Origin of the sequence: Nocardioides sp. NPDC101246 (genome assembly GCF_044767415.1) — a bacterium.
GTDB lineage: Bacteria > Actinomycetota > Actinomycetes > Propionibacteriales > Nocardioidaceae > Nocardioides.
In genome coordinates this window covers 66,543-86,217 of record NZ_JBIWNX010000008.1, presented here as the reverse complement: position 1 = coordinate 86,217, position 19,675 = coordinate 66,543, and the positions used below count along the sequence as shown (strand labels likewise).

Below are 19,675 nucleotides of genomic sequence, written 5' to 3'. Positions count from 1 at the left end.
ATCTGATTAAACAGGCAACGGGACCGGGTCTCCCGATGTGGACCACCGGAAGACCCGATCCCGTGATAGGCGCGGCCTATCAGCCGGCGTCAGGGCGAGAGGTTCTGCTGATCACCCCGACGAGCGGCTCACGTGTACCAGGTGGGCGCGGGGATCTCCCCGAGCAGCGCGTAGCGCCCCACCTCGGCCCGCTTGTGTGCGACCGGGTCGTGGAGCGAGTGGGTGCGGATGTTGCGCCACGCGATGTCCAGCCCGACCTTGTTGGACGTCGCCCGAGCACCGGTGAGGTCGTAGACCTTGGTGCCGACCTCGAGGCCGACGTCGATCGCGACCTGCTTGGCCGCGGCGATCACCACGGCCGCCTCGCCGCGCTCCTGCTCGGTGACCTCGTCGGCATGGCCGTTGATCGCCTCGATCAGGCTTGCCGCCCGCTCGGCCAGCGCCTGGGCAGCCCACAGCTTCGCGGTCAGGTCGCCGTACGTCTCCTGGATGTAGAACTCCTCGCTCCCCGTCTCCTTGACGTCTCCGGCGTAGGGCCAGGCGCGGGTCGTGTCGCGGGTGTAGGTCGCGGCGGTCGCCAGCGCGCCCTCGGCGATGCCGAGGTAGAAGTTGGTGAAGACGAGCTTGATGATCGGCACGTTGAGCGTGTTGTAGACCCGCGGGACGAACTCGTACGTCCCCTCGTCCTGCTTCACATAGCCGGCCGCCGACTCCCAGGGGACCCGCACGCCGTTGATCTCGACGGCGCCGGACTCGGTGAGTCGCTGGCCGAGGTTGTCCCAGTCGCCGGCGAAGACGATGGCCTCCTGCTGGGTCGGGACGATCGCGAAGACGTGCTTCTCCGTGCCCTCGATGACCCCCTCGAGCACGGTCAGGTCGGAGATCCTTCCGCCGGTCGAGAACGACTTGCGGCCGGTGAAGACGAGCTCGTCGCCCTCGATCCTGATCACCAGATCGTCATCGCGCGGGTTGACCGCGCCGCCGAAGAAGAAGTTGTTCTCGGTGTAGAGCTGCTCGACGGCGGCGATCTGCTCCGGGGTGCCGACCAGCCGCGCCGCCCACGCCCACAGGTAGTGGTAGCCGAGCAGCTGCCCGATCGAGCCGTCGCCGGCGGCCACGGCGCGGATCACGCGCAGCGCGGTCGTCCAGTCCTGGCCGGCGCCGCCGTGCTCGGCGGGGCCGAGCAGGGTGACCAGGCCACTCTCCTTGAGCAGGTTCACCTCGTACGTCGGGACCTGGTTGGCCCGGTCGCGGGCGACCGCGTCCACGGAGAGCCTGGTGGCCACCTCGCGGGCACGGTCGACCCAGCCCTCCGGGGTCGTGGGTGCCGCGCCGAACTCCGCGGCGTTGCGTACAGCTTCGGTTGTCATCGCGCCCTCTCGGTCTTGCGTCGTGGAAGTCGTTCTTCTTAGTCGACTAAATTAGTAGAGAATGAGCGCGAGGATGCTGGCCGGACGCCAGCGATCACCGATCACCCGCTCGGGATGACCGATCACCGAACGACGAGAGGACAGCGTGAGGATCGAGCAGCTGGAGTACATCGCGGCCGTGACCCAGTACGGCTCGCTGCGGCGCGCGAGCGAGCAGCTCCACATCTCCCAGCCCGCCCTGAGCGAGGCGATCACCAAGCTCGAGCGCGAGCTCGGCGTGACCCTGCTCGACCGGCGACGTGCCGGCGCCCGGATCAGCCGCGAGGGTCAGGAGCTGCTGCACTCCATGTCGGACGTCCTGGAGGCCGTCGACCGCCTCCGTCTGGCCGCCGGCGACCAGCACGCCGGGGTCAGCTCGGTGCGGGTCGGCACGGTCCACGCCGGCACCTCGACGGTGCTGCTACCGACGCTGCGTCGCTTCAGCGAGGAGCATCCACGCACGAGCGTCGAGGTCCGCACCATGGTGCAGGAGGACATCTACCTCGCCCTGGTCGAGGGCACGATCGACATCGGCCTGGTCAACCTGCTCGACGGCGACGACCTGCCGCCGACGGTCGAGGGCACCGTGCTCCTCCACGGACGGCCGATCGTGGTGCTGCCCGCGGACCACCCGCTCGCGTCCCGCGACGAGATCACCGTCGAGGAGCTCCGCGAGGAGCCGTTCGTCGGAATGCGCTCGGGCTACCTGATGTATCGCTTCGCCCACCGCGTCTTCGGTCGCGACCTCCCCCACCACTGGCACGCCACCGACGGCGCCGAGATGGGCAAGATGATGGTCGGCGAGGGCCTCGGACTGACCCTGCTGCCCGACTACAGCGTCGTCGGCGACCCGCGCGAGACCGGCGGGCACATCACCGTACGTCCCCTCGCCGGAGACCGCTCCCGGGTCACGATGGTCGCGGTGCGACGGCACAACGCACGTACGACCTCGGGAGCGCGCAGCCTCCTCGACCTGCTCGCCGAGACGGCTGCCCGCGCTCGCCCCTCTCGCGCTCAGCCCTCGGCGGGCTCGTAGCCCTGCACGAACTCGGTGAGCCGGGCGAGCTGGTCGGGGTCGGTGCTCGGGATGACGCCGTGGCCGAGGTTGAAGACGTGGCTCTTGGCGCGACGCCCGGTCTCGATGATCTTCCCGGCCTGCTCGAGCATCACCTCGGTGGGCGCGAAGACGAGGGCGGGGTCGAGGTTGCCCTGGACTCCGAAGCCGTCGCCGAGCTGGGTGATCGCCCAGTCCAGCGGCGTACGCCAGTCGACACCGACGACCTCGGCACCGGCGCTGCCCATCAGCGGGAGGAGCATGGCGGTGTTGACGCCGAAGTGGATCCGCGGGACACCGAGCTCGCCGATCCGGGTCATCACCGCGGTGGAGTAGGGCAGCACGTGGCGCTCGTAGTCGGCGGGCGTGCACGCGCCGGCCCAGGAGTCGAAGAGCTGCACCGCGGAGGCACCCGCGCGGACCTGGACCTCCAGGAACGCGCCGGAGATCCCGGCGATCTTGCGCATCAGGGCGTCCCACACCTCGGGGGCACCGAACATGAGCGCCTTGGTCTTGGCGTACTCCTTCGAGGGGCCGCCCTCGACCAGGTAGGAGGCCACGGTGAACGGGGCGCCGGCGAAGCCGATCAGCGGGGTTCCGCCGTTGACGCCGGCGAGCTCGCCGACCAGGTTCTGGACGGCCTCGGTGATGTAGGGGACGTGCTCCGGCGTCAGGTCCGGGATCGCCTCCACGTCGGCCAGGGTGCGAACCGGGTTCGCGATCACCGGGCCGACACCGGGCTTGATGTCGAGGTCGACCCCGACCGCCTTCAGGGGCAGCACGATGTCGGAGAAGAAGATGGCCGCGTCGACCCCGTAGCGGCGTACGGGCTGGAGGGTGATCTCGGTGATCAGCTCCGCGTTCTGGCAGGACTCGAGCATGCCGATGCCCTCGCGGACCTTCAGGTATTCGGGCAGCGACCGTCCGGCCTGGCGCATGAACCACACCGGCGTACGGCTCGGCTTTTCTCCGGCGAGTGCCTGCAGGAACGGGGAGGATGCGAGGGCCACCTGGCAATGGTCCCATCCGGTGCGGCGTGTACGCACATCGCGAATCGCGCAGAAGACATACCCTGTTCACATGGTCGTCCGTGGAGAGTCGCGTCCCGCCGCGGGACCGGAGAGCGGTCCAGCCGTGTTCCGGTCCGCCGCGGAGGGAATGCGCGCCGCGACCTTCCGGCCCGAGGTGCTGGCCGAGGAGATGCCGGCGCCGCAGCGGATCGCTCCGTACGCCGCGGCGCTGTCGGCAGATGTGACCGTCGGCGACGTCGACGTGGCGACCGGACGGCTGATCCTGCTGCACGACCCCGACGGCAACGACGCCTGGGGCACGGTGCACGGACTGCCCGGCACGTTCCGCCTGGTGGCCTACGCCCGGGCCGATATCGACGTCGAGCACATCAGCGACCCGCTGCTGGGCGAGGTCGGCTGGTCCTGGCTCCTCGACGCACTGTCCGGTCACGGCGCCTCGCACGTGGCGGCGGCCGGCACCGTGACGCGGGTCGCGACCGAGTCCTACGGTGGGATGGCCGACGAGGACGGCACCGCCCAGATCGAGATCCGCGCCTCCTGGACGCCGGTCGGGACGACCTCCGGCGACCTGGACCTGCGACCACACACCGAGGCGTGGGGCGAGCTGCTCTGCACGGCCGCGGGCCTTCCTCCGGTGCCTGAGGGCGTCACCGTCATGCCGAGCCGGCGAGGGCAGCGAGGCGCGTGATCGAAGACAGCACCGAGGCCGAGACGGGGCCGGACACACCAGAAGATGCTGCTCCGGCGCCGCTGCTGACCCTGCGCGACGGGCTGCCTCCGGTGACCGACACCGACGAGGGCCTGGTCAAGGCCGCCGCGGCCATCGCCGCCGGCTCGGGCCCTGTCGGGATCGATGCCGAGCGCGCCTCGGGCTACCGCTACTCCAACCGCGCCTACCTGATCCAGCTGCGCCGCGAAGGCTCCGGGATCTGGCTGATCGACCCGATCGAGCTGACCACGATGCAGCCGCTGATCGACGCGCTCGAGGGCACCGACTGGATCCTGCACGCCGCCACCCAGGACCTTCCCTGTCTCAGCGACCTCGGCCTGCACCCCTCCGTCCTGTTCGACACCGAGCTCGCCGGCCGGCTGCTGGGCTATCCACGCGTCGGGCTCGGCACCCTGGTCGAGACGGTGCTGGGCTTCACCATGCTCAAGGAACACTCCGCGGCCGACTGGTCGACCCGGCCGCTGCCGGACGCCTGGCTGGAGTACGCCGCGCTCGACGTCGAGGTGCTCGTCGAGCTGCGCGACGCGCTGGCTGACGAGCTCGTCGCGCAGGGCAAGGACACCTGGGCCCGCCAGGAGTTCGACTGGCTGCGCGGGTTCGAGGCGCCGGTGCGTACCGATGCCTGGCGACGCACCTCCGGCATGCACCGCGTCCGCGGCCGCCGCGGCCTGGCCGCGGTACGTGAGCTGTGGACCGAGCGCGACCGGATCGCGCAGCAGCGCGACGTCACCCCGAGCCGGATCATTCCCGACGCCGCGATCGTCGCCGCCGCGCAGGACCTCCCGCAGGACAAGGCCGCGCTGCTCGGGCTGAAGGGCTTCCACGGCCGTGGCGCCGAGCGCTACGCGACCTCCTGGGTGAAGGCGCTCAACCGCGCGGTCACGATGGAGGAGGACGAGCTCCCGGTGCGGTCGCCGCGCTCGGACGGCCCTCCCCCGCCCCGCGCATGGGCCGACAAGGACCCCGTGGCCGCCCGTCGTCTCACGCTGGCACGTGAGTCCGTCAACACCCTCGCCGAGGCGCGCAACCTCCCCGCCGAGAACCTGCTCACTCCCGACTTCCTGCGCCGCGCCATGTGGACGCCCCCGAAGACCCGCGACCCCGGCGCCCTGCTCGACGGCATCATCGAGATCCTCTCCGGCTTCGGCGCCCGCGGCTGGCAGATCGCCCTCACGGCCCCGCTCCTCACCGACGCAGTCCTCCACGCCGAGGCGAACTGAGCGAGGCGTCACCCCCGAAGGCCGAGGCGTCACGTACGTCGGCCGAAGCGTCACCAAGGACGGCCGAGGCGGCATCGCCGTGACGGCTCGACCGACGTACGTGACGCCTCGACCGACCTGACCGACCTCTCGACCGACCTGCGTGACGCCTCGGGCGACGGGGCCGACGCCTCGGCAGCTAGGAGCTGGGCGAGATGGAGGGGGACGGGGAGGCCGGCGGCGTGGGCTGGGGGAAGACGGTCTTGGAGAGCTCGTCGATCTGGACCGCGTAGTCCTCGACCTGCTCGGGTTCGGCGACCGCGAACGAGCCTCGGACGGCGACGGCGGCGACCTTCTGGAGCTGGGCGAGCTGGGTGGCCTCGGGGAGGACCTGCATGTCGCGCACGGTGTCGGTGAAGATCCGGGCGTTCTTGGGGTTGCGCTGGGGCTGGGTGAAGACCGGGGCGTAGCCGACCTCGGAGTTGACCGGCACGAAGTGGCCGGTGCGGACCATCTTCACGACCGACTCGGTCGAGATGAGGTAGGTGAGGAAGTCGGCGGTGGCGTCGGGGTCTGCGGCCTCCGAGCCCATGCACAGTCCGGCGTAGTCGCCGGTGGTGCCGTTGCCACCCGGCATCGGCATCACGTCCCACTCCGTCGCGTCGCTCGCCCGAAGGTCCGAGACCAGCGAACGGTCACCGGCCAGCGCCACCAGGCGACCCTGCTTGAAGGCCTGGAACGGGGTGCGCCCGTGGAGCTCCTTCGCGGTGGCCAGCACGTTGGGCTGGGTCAACGCCTCGACCAGGTCCTCGTACGCCCCCGCCGAGTCCTCCAGCGCGGTGGACGTCGGCACCAGCGGGTCGTCGAAGAGGGTCGCGCCGGCACCGGCGAGCCAGGGCATCAGCGCGGAGAGGTTCTGATCCACGTAGGTGCCGCGGACACCCTTGTGGTGCTCGGTGGCGTAGGTCATCGCCGAGCTGAACTGCTCGAGGGTCCAGCCACGCAGAGAGCCGTCGGCCCGGACGCTGGGGGTCGGGAGGCCCTCCTCCTTCATGGCGTCGAAGTCGATCAGACCGGTGTTGACGTAGACGACCTGCGGCGAGACCGAGTAGGGCATGCACTCGAGGCGGCGCTCGACGGAGAAGTCCTCCATGGCCTCGCGGGAGTACTTGTCGCCGAAGTCGACGTTGCGGGCCTCGAGCAGGGTGTCGACGGGCTGGATCCGCTTGTCCTCGGCGAACGAGGCGACGTCGGCACGCGGGGTCAGCACGACGTCGACCTTCTCGCCGTTGTTGACCGCCGCGGTGAGCTGGTCGGCGGTCGGCCAGGACTTCACCTCGACGGTGACGTTGGGGACCTCTTGGGTGTATTCGGCGGCCAGCTGTTTGTAGGTGTCGACCAGCGTCTTGTGGCCGGAGACCCCGAAGACGAGCTTCACCTTGGTCGGCGCCTTCGTCGCGGCGCTCGGCGAGGGCTTGGAGGCCGGCTCACCGCCGCAGGCGGCGAGGGACGCCGAGAGAACCGTCACCAGAAGCGCCGTTGCCAGCCGCGTGCGCCGCACTATTTCCTCCATCTCAACACCAGGACCGGGTCTGTGATGGAACCACAGACCCGGTTTACCAGCGATTCACTTTACGATACGTACCTGGACACTTCCTGAGAAGGAGGCTCCAGAACCGCCTCAGGCGAGGTGCTCGCGTGCGGCCTTGATCACATCATCGAAGATCTCCTTGGCCAGCGCATCGCCCTCACGGCGTACGTCGGCGGGATCCATCCGGATCAGCCGGTCCAGACGAACCTCGGAGGGCCGGCCCTCGCGATCCCAGCCGCCGGTGCCGACATCCATCCAGTGCCGACCGTACCGGGCCTCCTGGGCCTCGTCACGATCGTGGTCCTTGCTGGTCAGCATCAGGCAGAGAAGTACGCCGGCCTTCTGACCGATCACGAGAACCGGTCGGTCCTTGCCCTGGCTCTCGTCGTCCTCGTAGGGCACCCACCCCCAGACGACCTCGCCGGGATCGGCGTTGCCATCGCCGATCTCGGGGTCGTAGGAGATGGCGCTCGCGCGCTGGTCGTCAGTCATCACAGCTCCAGAGAAAAGTAAAGAACACGCCGGACCGGGAGCGCCTCACGGCGCAAGGCCGCTCGAAGCGGCTGAAGTTGGGACCCGGGGCTGCCGCAGCCCGACGTGTTCGGGCACCAGTGTAACGGTGCGGCCAACCTCAGCCACATCAAAGCGAGCAGGAGGCTACCGCACCGGCACGGCGACCTCAGGTCAGCCGCTGCTCCAGCTCGGCATGTCCCGCGGCCTCGAGCTGTTCGGAGAGCTGCAGCATGTTGCGTACGTCCTTGGCGGCCGCGTCCGGGTCCAGCGCCGCCCGGCCGGCGGCGATGACGCGGGAGAAGGCGGCGGCGCGGAGGAGCACCACGGCGAAGTCGCTGCCGGCGATGCCGCGCAGCACCTCGTCGACCATCGCCTTGAGCTCCTCCGGGCCCGGAGGCTCCGCGACACCGGCCACGACCTGCGCGACCTGGGCCTTCGCCCGGCCGGCGTCGAACTCGCGCGCGGCACCGATCGGGTCGGCGTAGACCCAGCTGCGGAGCAGGAAGAGCCGCCACAGGCAGCCGGCCAGCGACTCCGCCGGCGAGTTCGACCAGACCTCCGCGATCGTCTCGATGCCCTCGGACTCGGCCAGATGGAGGATCCGCTCGGCGACCGCGGGGTCGTCGCTGTCCCGGGCCCCACGGACGAGCGCCGTCGCCGCCGCATCGGCCGCCTCCTGCACCAGGGCAGGGTCGTCGCCCCCGAGGAGGGAGTCGAAGAAGCCGTCCCCGGGACGCATCGGCGAATGAAACTCTCTGGGCATCCCTACGAGCGTAGCCATCGTCGCCGCCGGACGCATCCTGATCGGGCGGGCCGGTCAGCCGAGCAGCTTGCGGATCCGGGCGTCGGAAACCTTCTCGGCGGTGCCGAGATGCTGGGCCCAGAGCTGGACGCGGTACTCCTCGAGCATCCACCGCACCTGCCGCAGCCGCGGCCCCGGCGGGCGGCCCTCGGCCAGCGCCTCGACCTGGTGCAGATAGGCGTCCTGGAGCGACGCGATCCGGTCGTGGGTGGTCCGGTCGGCGCGCAGGTCGGCGTCGAGCTTGCGGCGGCGTTCGACGATGGCCCTCAGATAGGTCGGATACCGCCGGATCTGCTGGGTGCCCGCCTCCGCGACGAACCCACGGTGCACCAGCCGGGCGAGCTGGTCCTTCATGTCGGTCAGCGCGGGAAGCTGGAACATGTCGGCCCGGCCGGAGAGTGCCTTGTCGGTCTCGCGATAGGCCTCGAGCGCCCGCATCACGTCGGCCAGGACCGCCCGGACGGCCGCGACCAGGTCGGCCGGCGTGCCGGCGGCGGCCAGGACGGCGGCGTACGTCTCCTGGGTCCGCGGCAGCGGACGGGCGTCGACCAGCTGGCGGACGACGGCGGCGCGGCAGTCCTCGACGAGCTCGGCGGCGCTGGGGTAGGGCGACCCGGCCAGGGCGAGCTTCTCCATGGTGGAGAGCCCGTCGACGACCTGCTTGGTGACGTCGGGCAGCGCCAGGAGCAGCAGGCGTACGACACCGAGACGGTGACGGGCCTCGGCCTCCTCGGCGGACCCGGCGACGACGAGACCGACCGTCGCGCCCTCGTCGGAGAGGCACGGGAAGACGGTGACCTCGTGCCCGGCACGCTTCTCCGTCACCGTGGCCTCGATCGACCCGAAGACCCAGGTGGTCTCGCCGGTGCGGGTGTGGCCGGCCGAGGCGGCGACCTCGGCGATCGCGGCCTCGAACTCGCCCTCGAGCGGGGCCTTGAGCGCGTCCAGGTCCTTGCCGCGGGCCGTCTCGCGGCCGTCCTCGCCGACGACCCGGTAGGTCGGGCGCAGATGCTCGGGCACCTTCTCCCAGTCCCAGGCCTCGCGGGGGATGTGCACGCCGGCGGTCGAGCGCGCCCAGCGCTCCAGGGCGATCAGCAGCGGCTCCTCCCCCGGCGGCGTCTCCTTCAGGAAGGCGCGCGCCTTGTCGGGCGCCGGCACGAAGCTGACCCGCAGCGGCTTGGGCAGCGACCGGATCAGCGCCGTCACCAGCTCCTCGCGCAGCCCCGGCACCAGCCAGGAGAAGTCGTCGGCGCCGACGCGGTTCAGCGTCGCCACCGGCACGTCGATGGTCAGGCCGTCATCGGCCGCCCCCGGCTCGAACTGGTAGTTCAGCGAGAAGGTCAGCGGCCCGGCGTCCCACTCTGCCGGGAAGTCGCTCTCGGTCACCTCGCCGGCGGCGTCGTTGGTGAGCATCGAGAGGTCGAAGGCGAGCAGATCCGGACTCTCCCGGCGCGCGGACTTCCACCACTGGTCGAAGTGGGCACCCGAGACGATGTCGGCCGGAAGCCGGCGGTCGTAGAAGTCGAAGAGGGCGTGCTCGTCGACCACGATGTCGCGGCGCCGGGCGCGGTGCTCGAGCTCCTCGGCCTCCTCCATCAGCTTCGCGTTGTCGCGGAGGAAGCGGTGATTCGTACGCCACTCCCCGTAGACCAGCGCGTGCCGGATGAAGAGCTCACGGGAGAGCTCGGGATCGATCTTGCCGAAGGCGACGGGACGGTCGGCGACCAGCGGCACGCCGTAGAGGGTCACCTTCTCCCGCGCCATCACCGAGGCCCTCTTCTGCGACCACACAGGCTCGGAGTAGGTGCGTTTGACCAGGTCACGGCCGAGTCGCTCGGCCCACTCGGGATTGATCGAGGCGTTCTGCCGGGCCCAGAGCCGGGAGGTCTCCACCAGCTCCGCCGACATCACGAACTGCGGGTTCTTCCGGTGCAGGACCGAGCCGGGGAAGATCGCGAACTTCGCCCCGCGGGCGCCCTCGTACTCCCGCGGACCCGGCCGTCGCCGGTCGCGCCCCGCGGCCGCGTCGGCCTTCTTGTCCCGTTCCTCCAGCGCCCCGATATGGGAGAGCAGCCCGGAGAGCAGCGCCTGGTGGATCCCGTCGGCGTCGTAGGCGGCTCCCTCTGATTTCGGTGCGGTCTCCCCGTCCTCGTGACCGACGTCGCGGTGTCCCTTGCCGAGGTCGATCTTCATCTCCCGGCACACCTGACGCAGCTGCGACTCCAGGTCCTGCCACTCCCGGACGCGTACGTAGTGCAGGAACTCCCGCTTGCACAGCCGCCGGAACGCGCTGGAGGAGAGCTCGTGCTGCTGCTGCTTCAGATAGCGCCACAGGTTGAGCCAGGTCAGGAAGTCGGAGGTCTCGTCCTTGAACCGGGCGTGCAGCTGGTCGGCCTGCGCCTGCTCCTTGGGGTGGTCCTGCCCCGGCCGCTCGCGCGGGTCCTGGAGCGAGAGCGCGGCGGCGACCACGATGACGTCGCGTACGCATCCCAGCCGCTCGGCCTCGAGCACCATCCGCGCCAGCCGCGGGTCGATCGGCAGCCTGGCCAGCCGACGGCCCAGCTTGGTCAGCCGCTGCCCGCGCATCGCGCCGAGCTCTTCGAGAAGCTGTACGCCGGCGGTGATGTTGCGCCGGTCCGGCGCCTCCACGAACGGGAACCGGGCGATGTCGCCCAGCCCGAGGGAGGCCATCTGGAGAATGACCGAAGCGAGGTTGGTGCGGAGGATCTCGGGGTCGGTGAACTCCGGCCGTCCCTCGAAGTCCTCCTCGGAGTAGAGACGGATCGCGATGCCCGCCTCGACCCGCCCCGTACGTCCCGACCGCTGGTTGGCCGAGGCCTGCGAGATCGGCTCGATGGGCAGCCGCTGCACCTTGGTGCGGGCGGAGTAGCGGGAGATGCGCGCGACACCGGTGTCGACGACGTACTTGATCCCGGGGACCGTCAGGGAGGTCTCGGCGACGTTGGTCGCGAGCACGATCCGGCGGCCGGTGTGGGGCGAGAAGACCCGGTGCTGGTCGGCGGCCGAGAGCCGGGAGAAGAGCGGGACGATCTCGACGAGACCGGTCGAGGGGCGGCCGCGGTTCAGCCCCAGTGCATCGCCCAGGGCATCGGCGGCGTCGCGGATCTCCCGCTCACCCGGCAGGAAGACGAGGACGTCACCCGGCCCCTCGGCCGAGAGCTCCTTGACCGCGTCGACGATGGCCTCGGTCTGGTCGCGGACGACGACCTCGCCCTCTTCGTCTTCCTCGGAGAGCTCCATCAGCGGCCGGTAGCGGACCTCGACCGGGTAGGTGCGCCCGGAGACCTCGATGATCGGCGCGGGATCCCCCGTCCGCACGTCCGAGAAGTGGGCCGCGAACCGCTCCGGGTCGATCGTCGCCGAGGTGATGATCAGCTTCAGGTCCGGGCGTCGCGGCAGCAGCCGGCGCAGGTAGCCCAGCAGGAAGTCGATGTTGAGCGACCGCTCGTGGGCCTCGTCGATGATGATCGTGTCGTACTTCCGCAGGTCGCGGTCGCGCTGCAGCTCGGCGAGCAGGATGCCGTCGGTCATCAGCTTGATCCGGGAGGCCTTGGACGACTTGTCCATGAACCGCACCTGATAGCCGACCAGGTCTCCGAGCTCGGTGCCGAGCTCGGAGGCGATCCGCTCCGCCACCGACCGTGCCGCGATCCGGCGCGGCTGGGTGTGGCCGATCAACCCGGCCGACCCGCGCCCGAGCTCCAGGCAGATCTTGGGCAGCTGGGTCGTCTTACCCGACCCGGTCTCACCGGCGACGATCACGACCTGGTGGTCACGGATGGCCGCCGCGATGTCCTCGCGGCGCTGGGTGACCGGAAGCTCGGCGGGATAGGTGATCGCCACGGAGACGGCGGCAGGCTGGTCGGAGGACATGAGGTCACCCATTCTCCCCCGGCGTACCCCTCGACCGCACATCGGTTTCTCCCACCGCCCGGCCCGCCGGATGGCGGGAGGTGCCGGTGTGATTCCCGCCACAGGCCGGGTACCGTGTCCACCGGCACCGGGGGGAGGCTGGGTCCACCCCCAGCTCATGAAGGAGTGACCCCGATGACCAGCGACCAGATCTTCCCCGACACCCCCACCCGACCGCCGTTCGACGCCGAGCTGACCCCGGTGCTCGAGATGGTCCGTCGGCACCTCCCGGCCTTCACCGAGGAGAACCTGGCGGAGATGCGGCAGCAGTCCGACGAGGGCTTCCCCGGCATGGACCCGGTGGACCTGACCGTCGGCGGCGCGGTCCGGGTCGAGGAACGTCAGGTGCCCGGCCCCGAGGGCGCACCCGACATCACCCTGCTCATCCTGAGTCCCGCCGTCGAGGGTCCTCCGCGACCGGCGGTCTACCACACCCACGGCGGCGGCATGATCATCGGCAACCGCCGCCTCGGCGTGGAGCCCTTCCTCTCGCAGGTCGCCGACGGCAACGCCGTGGTCGTCTCCGTGGAATACCGCCTCGCCCCGGAGCATCCCGACCCCGCGCCCGTGGAGGACTGCTACGCCGGCCTGGTCTGGACCGCCAAGAACGCGGCCGAGATCGGCGTCGACCCGGAGCGGATCCTGATCGCGGGCGCCAGCGCCGGTGGCGGCCTCGCGGCCGGCACCGCGCTGCTCGCCCGCGACCGCGCCTTCCCGAGGCTGACCCACCAGATCCTCATCTGCCCGATGCTCGACGACCGCTTCGAGACCCACAGCAGCCGCATGCTCGACGACGAGGGCGTGTGGGACCGCGGCGCCAACCTGTTCGGCTGGACCGCGCTGCTCGGCGATCGTCGCGGCGGCCCCGACGTCTCCCCGTACGCAGCTCCGGCACGCGCCGAGGACCTCACCGGTCTCCCCCGCACCTACATCGACACCGGCTCGGCGGAGACGTTCCGCGACGAGACGCTGACCTACGCGCGGCGGCTCTCGGAGGCCGGTGTCAGCGTCGACCTCCACATGTGGGGCGGCGGCTTCCACGGGTTCGACATGATGGCCGGACACGCCGCCGTCTCGCGCGCCTCGATCGCGGCCCGCGACGAGTTCGTCCGCAGGGCGCTCGAGGGCTGATCCACTGGCCCGCTCGCGTCCGGTGGGCGAGAGTAGGCAGAGGAGGTTCAGGTGCGAGATCTGATCGGCAAGCTCGAGGTGGTCGATGACGACACGGCCAGTGCGCTGCGCGTCATCGACCACTTCGACCGGCTCGTGGACGAGCGGGCCTCGACCGCCGCGGTCGTACGCGCCGCCGCGGCCCTGGCCGGTTCCACCGCCGGCCTCCACGACGCCGCGAGGGCAGTGGTCAAGCGGTTCACACCCGACGGCCGCACCCTGACCGGCAAGGACGCGGGCGAATGGCGCCACGAGCCCGTCCCGGGCCAGCCCGGCTCCTGGCTCTGGCTGGAGCGTGCCGGCGACGACGGCCCGCTCGACGCGCTCATCCTCGAGCGGGCCGCCCGTGCCCTGCAGGCGCTCAGCACCGGCTCGTCCGATCCCTCGACCAGCGGGCTGGTCCGGATCGCGTGCGACCCCGACGCCACCGATACGGACCGGCGCGACGCGGTCGCCCGGCTCGGCCTGGCCGGGCCCGTCACCCTCGTCCTGAGCACCTCGGCCAACCTGCGCGCGACGCTGATCAGCAGCGTCGGCGACCTGGTCGTCGCGCTGCTCCCCGGCACGCCCACCATCCCGGAGGGCATCCGCGCGGGCGCGGCCGTCGCTGCCGACCCGCTCCGGCTGCCGACCGCGCTGGAGCAGGCGCGCACGGCCCTCCGTCTGGCCGCCGACGTCGGCGGCCTCGCGCCCGCGGTGGTCGGCTACGACGACCTCGGGGCACTCGCCGTCATCGCCGAGCGGATCAGCGCCGACGAGGCGGCGGCGGTGGGTGACGTACGACGTCTGGAGGAGCTGCTCGCCGGCCATCCGTGGGTCGTGGACACGCTCCACGCGGTGCTCGACCAGCCGAGCCTGAGGCAGTCGGCCGCACTGCTCCACGTGCACCATTCGACGCTGCAGGAGCGGCTGACCTGGCTGAGCGGTCAGCTCGGCTATGCCCCGATGAAGGGTCGGGGACGGCAGCGCGCCGCCGTCGCGGTGCTGCTGTGGCGGATCGCGCAGGATGGGCGACCTCGAACTTGAGATCGCCCATCCTGTCCGCCGTCCGGCCGTGTCGGGTCAGCAGACGTCGATGTAGTTGATCGGGTCCCAGTTGATGCCCCGCTCGGCGTGCTTCGCGGTCGACTGCACGTACCTGTCACCCCGGCTGCGCTCGAAGTAGGAGCGGGTGCCGGTCGTCTGGTCGTTCTCGATCTCCGGCGTGTAGCTCGAGTAGAAGCCCCGGAGCGCGTGCGTCTGGCACCTGTAGAACTGGAAGACCTTGTACGTGCCCTGAGTCGGATCCCACACGTCGACACAGAGACGGTTGGACGGGCAGTTGTAGTTCTGGAGGCCGCCGCCCCGGTGGAACGTCTTCTCGGCCGCGGGCGAGACCGACGGCGACACCGCGGCTGCGCCGACCCGCTCGGTGGCGCCGCCGGCCTTCGCGTCCGGGCTGCCCTCCGCCGCCACGGCTCCGGCGGTGATGCTGGTTGCCGCCAGCGTGAGTGCTGCCGCGGCCAGAATCTTCTTGATCATGAGACTCTCCTTCAGATGAATCGGATGTGGAGGAATGACCCTCCGAGCGTCCGATCGACCACCACCTCGACGAAACCTTTTTGGCCAGGGCCGAAAGGCGTATCAGGACACCAGCGCGCCGCTCAGCACCTGCACCCCGAGGCTGGTGATCTCGTGGCGGACCGCGGTGCCCTCCCGCCGGGTCGTGATGAGTCCGCCCTCGCGCAGGACGCTCGCCTGCTGGCTCGCCGAGCCGACCGAGATCTCGCACCGGCGGGCCAGCTCGCTGGTCGAGCACCCGGAGCAGCGCACCGCGGCGAGCGCAGTGGCCCGCGTACGTCCCAGCAGAGCCGTCACCGGCCCTTCCGGTGCCCCGTCGGTCTCCGCAGAGCCCACCGGATCCGTCGCGGACGTGAGCCCGGTGGCCGGCTTGGCGGTGGGATAAGTCAGCATCGGCTCCGGCCCGGGATCGCACAGCTTCATCGGCGTCTCCGGCTCGCAGAAGTAGGACGGCTGGAGCAGCAGTCCGCGACCCTCGAGGTGCACCTCGGCGTCGGTGTAGTTCTCGATCTCCAGCACCGGCGCCCGCCAGCGGCACCCGGGAATCCCCGCCAGCACCGCCTCGAGGCCACCATCGGCCATCTGCTGGGCGCGCAGCTGCCGGTCCGCCTGGACCACCGCCGACAGCGAAGGCCATACCGGCGCGATCGCACCCTGGTGGTAGATCGCCACCGCCCGACCCAGCGTCCGCAGCGCCGACGCCTCGGCGCGACGTACGGCTTCGACCCAAGGGGTCAGCCGGCGCTGGCCCGCCATGGCGGCGACCTGACCGGAGATCGCGACCTTCGGCGTACGCAACGCGATCTCCATCCCGTCGCCGAACCCGCGAGCGCCGCCCGAGGGCGTCATGAAGTCCGGCGAGATCCCGCGCGGTGGCGCGATCTCGGCGAGCGGGCGCACCACGTCCCGCGGCAGCGTACGCAGGGTCTGCCGACGCCATCGCGACAGCTCCACGGCGCGTCCGCGCGTCTGGAGCGCGTGCAGGCTGAGCTGTACCTCCCAGAGCGCATCGGGCCCGTCGGCGATCCTGACCCGAGCAAGGTCGTCATAGGTGAAGTGAATCCGCAGCATCGTGTCCCCCGACCAAGATGGCGTATCCAGCCGCCTCTGCGACTGTCCTCCGACCATGCTGCTGACCCGGGCTCACGGATTTCTGACCCCGCCTGCGACAACCTGTCAGAAATCTGCCACCCGGAATCCGTGGCGCACACCGACCTGCTCTCGCTCCCCTTGGCCCGGGCGCCTAGATTATGTCCCCATGACCGGGGAGCCGAGCGAGACCGAGGTCCAGGATGCGCTGCGTGCGCTCCGAGGAGAGGACGACACCCTCAACGAGCGGTCGGTGCAGACCCCTCTCGACCTTCATCGGCTGCGCGATGCGCTGACCCGGTTCGGCGACGACGAGCCGTCCGGCGACACCAAACCGGCACGGGACAGGTTCCGACTCTGAGTCGAAATCGGCCAATGGGTGGGACGCCGAGTTACGTACGGGATTTCAAGAGGGTTACCGTTGCTGATCGTGACCGAATCTCTAACAGTGCGTGACAACCGCACCGGGGTGGAGTACGACATCCCGATCACCGACGGCACCATCCGCGCCGCCGACCTGGGGAAGATCAAGGCCAACGAGGACAACCCCGGCCTGGCAGTCTACGACCCCGGCTTCGTCAACACGGCCTCGTGCCGCTCCTCCGTCACTTATATCGACGGTGACAAGGGCGTGCTCGAGTATCGCGGCTATCCCATCGAGCAGCTCGCGGAGAAGTCCAACTTCCTCGAGGTCTCCTACCTCCTGGTCCACGGCGACCTGCCGACCAAGGAGGAGTACGACGCGTGGGTGCACGAGATCACCTACCACACGTTCGTGCACGAGAACATCAAGGAGTTCATGCAGGGCTTCCGCTATGACGCCCACCCGATGGGCATGCTCATGGCGTCGGTCGGCGCGATGTCGACGTTCTACCCGGACGCCGCGAACATCTCCGACCCCGACAACCGTCGCCTGCAGATCATCCGGCTGATCGCCAAGATGCCGACGCTCGGTGCCTGGGCGTTCCGGCACGCGCAGGGCAAGCCGTACGTCTACCCGGACAACGACCTGTCCTACACCGGCAACTTCCTCTCCATGCTCTTCAAGATGAGCGAGTCGAAGTACGCACCGGACGAGCGCATCGCCAAGGCGCTGGACACGCTCTTCATCCTGCACGCGGACCACGAGCAGAACGCCTCCGCCAACGCGGTGCGCTCGGTCGGCTCGACCCAGGTCGACCCCTACTCCTCGGTGGCCGCCGGCGTCGGCGCCCTCTTCGGCCCGCTCCACGGCGGCGCCAACGAGGCCGTGCTCCGGATGCTGCGTCGCATCGGCAAGGTCGAGAACATCCCCGCCTTCATCGAGGGCGTCAAGGCCGGCAACGAGCGGCTGATGGGCTTCGGTCACCGGGTCTACAAGAACTACGACCCGCGCGCGAAGCTGATCAAGCAGCAGGCCTACAACGTGTTCGAGGTGACCGGCACCAACCCGCTCCTCGACATCGCCCAGGAGCTGGAGAAGATCGCGCTGGAGGACGAGTACTTCGTCTCCCGCAAGCTCTACCCCAACGTCGACTTCTACTCCGGCCTGATCTACGAGGCCCTGGAGTTCCCGCCGGAGATGTTCACCGTGCTGTTCGCCATCGGGCGTACGCCGGGCTGGCTCTCCCAGTGGCTGGAGCTCGTCCAGGACAAGGAGCAGAAGATCGCCCGTCCGAAGCAGATCTACACCGGCGAGCGCGGACTCACCTTCGTCCCGCGCGACGTCCGCTGGGCGTGACGGTTCCCGACACGCAGACCCCGTCCACCGCTGTGGTGGATGGGGTCGTCTGGGATTTCGGGAACGTGCTGATCCGCTGGGACCCGCTCCCGGCGATCGCGGCGGGAGTCGGCGACGCCGACGCCCGCGCGTTCCTGGAGTCCTACGACTTCCGGTCGTGGAACCACGTCCAGGACGCCGGACGGACCTGGGCGCAAGCACTCGCCGCACTCGAGGGCGACGCCCCCGAGTGGCTGAGCGCCGGAGCGGCGTACGTCGACAACTTCCCGCTCTCCATGCTGGGGCCGGTCCCCGGCACCCATGAGCTGGTCCGCGAGCTCGCCGCTGTCGAGTTCCCCCAGCTCGGACTGACCAACTGGTCGGCCGAGCTCTATCCGCACGCTCCGGCGACGTACGACGTGATCGAGCTGCTCGGCGACGTCGTCGTCTCCGGCGAGGTGCGTCTGGCCAAGCCGGATCCGGCGATCTACCGGCTCGTCGCAGAGCGCGCCGGGATGCCGCTGGACCGGCTGGTGTTCATCGACGACAGCGCCGCCAACGTGGCCGCCGCCGCGGCACTGGGCATGCACGCGATCCAGTTCACCGACGCCGAGCACCTCCGCGGCGACCTGGTCGCGCTCGGCCTCCCGCTCTAGACCTGCTCGGGCGCTCGCTCGAGACGGCGTACGCCCGCGAACGAGATCGACATCAGGGCGCTGCCGGAGATCACCGCGGCGACCACGAGCAGCCAGGTGTCGAAGCCCACCGCGACGGCGACCGGGCCGACCAGCGCGAGCCCGAGCGGGCGGGCGACGAACGAGCCGACGATGTCGAAGGAGTAGACCCGGGAGAGCTTCTCCTCGGGGATCTCCTGCTGGATCGCGATCTGCCAGAAGATGTCGAAGACCTGCAGCCCGAACCCGTGCAGGAACGCGCCCACCAGGATCGGCCAGAGCGTGTCCGAGACCGCCATCGAGATCGGGAAGAGGCCGGTCATCGCGAGGAAGAACACCCCGACCGAGAGCAGCCGGCGTGGGCGGAACCTCAGGCAGAACAGGCCGCCGACGATGAAGCCCGCCATCAGCGCGGCCAGCGCGAAGCCCCACGACGCCCGGCCGATCCCCTGGCCGACCACGATCGGGCCGAGCACGCTGTGCGCCCCCGACCAGAACAGGTGGTAGAGCAGCGCCTGCAGGATGAGGAACCACAGCCACGAGTGCCGCATCACCTCGCGGAAGCCCTCGGCGAGGTCGCCGAGCATCGAGGCCTTGTGGGGCGGTCGTTCATGAGGCACCCGCATGCCGGCGTAGGCGACGGCGGCGACGGCGAAGGTGAGCGCGTCGACGGTGATCGCCCAGCCGGGCCCGACGGCCGCGACGAGCACACCGCCGAGGGCGTAGCCGACGGTCGACGCGGTGGTCTGGAGCAGCGAGCGGAGCGAGACGGCGGCACCGAGATCCTCCGCCGGCACGACGACCTTGGTCATCGCCATCGCGGAGGGCTGGTTGAGCGCGGCGACGACGCCCGCGAGGCCACCCATCACCGCGATCGACGGGATCGTCGCGATCCCGAGGATCACCGTCGCGGCCAGCGCACCGGCCACCACGGCACTGATCGCGGCCGTGCCCTCCATCATCACCTTGCGCGAGACCCGGTCGCCGAGCACTCCCCCGGCCAGCGTGGTCACCACCTGGCAGGTCGCGAAGACGGCCTCCACGACGCCCAGCTGGGTGACGGTCCCGCCGAGGTCGAGCACCGCGAACGCCAGCGCGATCGGCGTGATCGCGTTGCCCAGCGACGATGCCGCCGTCCCGGTCACGAGCCGCCGGAAGTTGCGGTGCCGCAGCGGCGAACGACGCTTGGTCGGCGTTGGCATGGTGGTCATGCCAGGAATC

The 19,675-nt window shown here is 70.4% G+C and carries 17 protein-coding genes; 8 read left to right on the top strand and 9 right to left on the bottom strand.

Going from position 1 to position 19,675, the window contains the following annotated elements; translation table 11 throughout:
• Positions 1-128 precede the first annotated feature (128 nt).
• On the bottom strand, positions 129-1,370 hold the full coding sequence (locus tag ACIRON_RS16360; RefSeq protein WP_402993377.1) for an acyl-CoA dehydrogenase family protein: 1,242 nt from the start codon (positions 1,368-1,370) through the stop codon (positions 129-131).
• A gap of 145 nt (positions 1,371-1,515) precedes the next feature.
• Here ACIRON_RS16360 and ACIRON_RS16355 point away from each other — a divergent pair, with 145 nt between their 5' ends.
• The gene (locus ACIRON_RS16355) at positions 1,516-2,445 is read left to right on the top strand and encodes a LysR family transcriptional regulator (RefSeq protein WP_091052463.1); all 930 of its coding nucleotides are present in this window, start codon (positions 1,516-1,518) and stop codon (positions 2,443-2,445) included.
• On the opposite strand, the gene hemE is transcribed toward ACIRON_RS16355, so the two are convergent.
• The gene (gene hemE, locus ACIRON_RS16350) at positions 2,424-3,473 is read right to left on the bottom strand and encodes a uroporphyrinogen decarboxylase (RefSeq protein ID WP_402993375.1); all 1,050 of its coding nucleotides are present in this window, start codon (positions 3,471-3,473) and stop codon (positions 2,424-2,426) included. The two genes, ACIRON_RS16355 and hemE, sit on opposite strands and share 22 nt — an antisense overlap.
• Positions 3,474-3,543: 70 nt before the next feature.
• On the opposite strand from hemE, the gene ACIRON_RS16345 reads away from it, so the two are divergent.
• Together ACIRON_RS16345 and ACIRON_RS16340 are read left to right on the top strand one after the other, a co-directional pair.
• Positions 3,544-4,182, top strand: a complete 639-nt coding sequence (locus ACIRON_RS16345; RefSeq protein WP_402993373.1) for a DUF3000 domain-containing protein — start codon at positions 3,544-3,546, stop codon at positions 4,180-4,182.
• Positions 4,179-5,444: an HRDC domain-containing protein gene (locus tag ACIRON_RS16340; RefSeq protein WP_402993372.1), complete on the top strand. Its 1,266-nt coding sequence runs from the start codon at positions 4,179-4,181 to the stop codon at positions 5,442-5,444. Before ACIRON_RS16345 ends, ACIRON_RS16340 begins: the two co-directional genes overlap by 4 nt.
• Before the next feature lie 178 nt (positions 5,445-5,622).
• Here the strand turns inward: ACIRON_RS16340 and ACIRON_RS16335 are convergent, their stop codons facing one another.
• The 4 genes from ACIRON_RS16335 to hrpA form a co-directional block, all read right to left on the bottom strand.
• On the bottom strand, positions 5,623-6,951 hold the full coding sequence (locus ACIRON_RS16335; RefSeq protein ID WP_402993370.1) for an ABC transporter substrate-binding protein: 1,329 nt from the start codon (positions 6,949-6,951) through the stop codon (positions 5,623-5,625).
• 153 nt (positions 6,952-7,104) lie between these two features.
• Positions 7,105-7,506 (bottom strand): type II toxin-antitoxin system PemK/MazF family toxin, encoded by a 402-nt coding sequence (locus ACIRON_RS16330; protein WP_402993368.1) that lies wholly within the window; start codon positions 7,504-7,506, stop codon positions 7,105-7,107.
• A gap of 187 nt (positions 7,507-7,693) precedes the next feature.
• Entirely contained in the window at positions 7,694-8,266 is a 573-nt protein-coding gene (locus ACIRON_RS16325; protein ID WP_402993366.1) for a hypothetical protein, read from the bottom strand.
• A gap of 78 nt (positions 8,267-8,344) precedes the next feature.
• On the bottom strand, positions 8,345-12,223 hold the full coding sequence (hrpA, locus tag ACIRON_RS16320; RefSeq protein WP_402993364.1) for an ATP-dependent RNA helicase HrpA: 3,879 nt from the start codon (positions 12,221-12,223) through the stop codon (positions 8,345-8,347).
• Between the two features lie 174 nt (positions 12,224-12,397).
• Between hrpA and ACIRON_RS16315 the strand changes: the two genes are divergently transcribed.
• Positions 12,398-13,393 (top strand): alpha/beta hydrolase, encoded by a 996-nt coding sequence (locus tag ACIRON_RS16315; RefSeq protein ID WP_402993363.1) that lies wholly within the window; start codon positions 12,398-12,400, stop codon positions 13,391-13,393.
• Positions 13,394-13,444: 51 nt separating this feature from the next.
• Entirely contained in the window at positions 13,445-14,458 is a 1,014-nt protein-coding gene (locus tag ACIRON_RS16310; RefSeq protein ID WP_402993361.1) for a helix-turn-helix domain-containing protein, read from the top strand.
• 36 nt (positions 14,459-14,494) lie between these two features.
• Here the strand turns inward: ACIRON_RS16310 and ACIRON_RS16305 are convergent, their stop codons facing one another.
• Both ACIRON_RS16305 and ACIRON_RS16300 read right to left on the bottom strand, forming a co-directional pair.
• Entirely contained in the window at positions 14,495-14,953 is a 459-nt protein-coding gene (locus ACIRON_RS16305) for a hypothetical protein (RefSeq protein ID WP_402993359.1), read from the bottom strand.
• 102 nt (positions 14,954-15,055) lie between these two features.
• Positions 15,056-16,063, bottom strand: coding sequence for an ArsR/SmtB family transcription factor (locus tag ACIRON_RS16300; RefSeq protein WP_402993357.1), 1,008 nt, complete (start codon positions 16,061-16,063; stop codon positions 15,056-15,058).
• A 187-nt stretch (positions 16,064-16,250) separates the two neighbouring features.
• On the opposite strand from ACIRON_RS16300, the gene ACIRON_RS16295 reads away from it, so the two are divergent.
• From ACIRON_RS16295 to ACIRON_RS16285, 3 genes are all read left to right on the top strand, one after another.
• On the top strand, positions 16,251-16,442 hold the full coding sequence (locus tag ACIRON_RS16295; protein WP_402993355.1) for a hypothetical protein: 192 nt from the start codon (positions 16,251-16,253) through the stop codon (positions 16,440-16,442).
• A gap of 69 nt (positions 16,443-16,511) precedes the next feature.
• Positions 16,512-17,801 (top strand): citrate synthase, encoded by a 1,290-nt coding sequence (locus tag ACIRON_RS16290; RefSeq protein ID WP_091052570.1) that lies wholly within the window; start codon positions 16,512-16,514, stop codon positions 17,799-17,801.
• Entirely contained in the window at positions 17,798-18,436 is a 639-nt protein-coding gene (locus tag ACIRON_RS16285; protein ID WP_402993353.1) for an HAD-IA family hydrolase, read from the top strand. The genes ACIRON_RS16290 and ACIRON_RS16285 overlap by 4 nt, the downstream gene beginning before the upstream one ends.
• Here the strand turns inward: ACIRON_RS16285 and ACIRON_RS16280 are convergent.
• On the bottom strand, positions 18,433-19,665 hold the full coding sequence (locus tag ACIRON_RS16280) for an MFS transporter (protein ID WP_402993351.1): 1,233 nt from the start codon (positions 19,663-19,665) through the stop codon (positions 18,433-18,435). The two genes, ACIRON_RS16285 and ACIRON_RS16280, sit on opposite strands and share 4 nt — an antisense overlap.
• Positions 19,666-19,675 lie beyond the last annotated feature (10 nt).

Bases quoted from the DNA above. Each gene is read 5' to 3' on its own strand.
- ACIRON_RS16360 (WP_402993377.1), bottom strand. From the start codon at position 1,370: ATGACAACCGAAGCTGTACGCAACGCCGCGGAGTTCGGCGCGGCACCC.
- ACIRON_RS16345 (WP_402993373.1), top strand. From the start codon at position 3,544: ATGGTCGTCCGTGGAGAGTCGCGTCCCGCCGCGGGACCGGAGAGCGGT.
- ACIRON_RS16330 (WP_402993368.1), bottom strand. From the start codon at position 7,506: ATGACTGACGACCAGCGCGCGAGCGCCATCTCCTACGACCCCGAGATC.
- ACIRON_RS16325 (WP_402993366.1), bottom strand. From the start codon at position 8,266: ATGCGTCCCGGGGACGGCTTCTTCGACTCCCTCCTCGGGGGCGACGAC.
- hrpA (WP_402993364.1), bottom strand. From the start codon at position 12,223: ATGTCCTCCGACCAGCCTGCCGCCGTCTCCGTGGCGATCACCTATCCC.
- ACIRON_RS16315 (WP_402993363.1), top strand. From the start codon at position 12,398: ATGACCAGCGACCAGATCTTCCCCGACACCCCCACCCGACCGCCGTTC.
- ACIRON_RS16305 (WP_402993359.1), bottom strand. From the start codon at position 14,953: ATGATCAAGAAGATTCTGGCCGCGGCAGCACTCACGCTGGCGGCAACC.
- ACIRON_RS16300 (WP_402993357.1), bottom strand. From the start codon at position 16,063: ATGCTGCGGATTCACTTCACCTATGACGACCTTGCTCGGGTCAGGATC.
- ACIRON_RS16295 (WP_402993355.1), top strand. From the start codon at position 16,251: ATGACCGGGGAGCCGAGCGAGACCGAGGTCCAGGATGCGCTGCGTGCG.
- ACIRON_RS16280 (WP_402993351.1), bottom strand. From the start codon at position 19,665: ATGACCACCATGCCAACGCCGACCAAGCGTCGTTCGCCGCTGCGGCAC.